The organism is Candidatus Symbiopectobacterium sp. NZEC135 (assembly GCF_025962695.1).
Map to the genome: position 1 here is coordinate 1 of NZ_JAGFPF010000904.1, position 851 is coordinate 851.

At 54.2% G+C, this 851-nt stretch carries 1 protein-coding gene; it reads left to right on the forward strand.

The window, feature by feature from the left end; translation table 11 throughout:
- Positions 1–851: lyase family protein (locus J5224_RS31330; protein WP_264628898.1), on the forward strand; the 851-nt coding region annotated here is incomplete at both ends.

An 851-nucleotide genomic window follows, 5' to 3' on the forward strand; every position in this document is an offset into this window, starting at 1 on the left:
ATCCGTATTGAAGAAGACCTGTTAGGTAACCGTGAAGTTCCCGCCGATGCCTACTATGGCATTCATACCCTGCGGGCAATTGAAAATTTTTACATCAGCAACCACAAAATCAGCGATATTCCCGAATTCGTGCGTGGCATGGTGATGGTCAAAAAGGCCGCTGCCTTGGCAAACCGCGAGTTGAAAACCATTCCCCGCGCGATTGCCGATACTATTATCCGTGCCTGCGATGAAGTGCTGAACAACGGCAAATGCATGGATCAGTTCCCGGTTGATGTGTATCAGGGGGGAGCGGGCACCTCGGTGAACATGAACACCAACGAAGTGCTGGCTAACATTGGTCTGGAGCTGATGGGCCATAACAAAGGTGAATACCAGTATCTCAACCCTAACGATCATCTGAACAAGTGCCAGTCCACCAACGACGCCTATCCCACCGGCTTTCGTATTGCGGTGTACAGTGCCATCCTGACGCTGATAGACGCCATCACCCAGTTGGCTGACGGCTTCGAGCGCAAGGCCAAAGAATTTGAAACCATCCTGAAGATGGGGCGTACCCAGTTGCAGGATGCAGTGCCGATGACGCTGGGTCAGGAATTCCACGCATTCTCTGTGCTGCTTTACGAAGAAAACAAAAACCTGCTGCGCACCGGCGAGTTGCTGCTGGAAGTGAATCTGGGCGCAACCGCTATCGGCACGCGGTTGAACACACCGGACGGTTACCAACAGTTAGCCGTGCAGCGTCTGGCAGAAGTGAGCGGCCTGGCGTGCGTACCGGCTGAGGATTTGATCGAAGCCACCTCCGACTGCGGCGCTTACGTGATGGTGCACGGTGCGCTGAAACGTCTGGC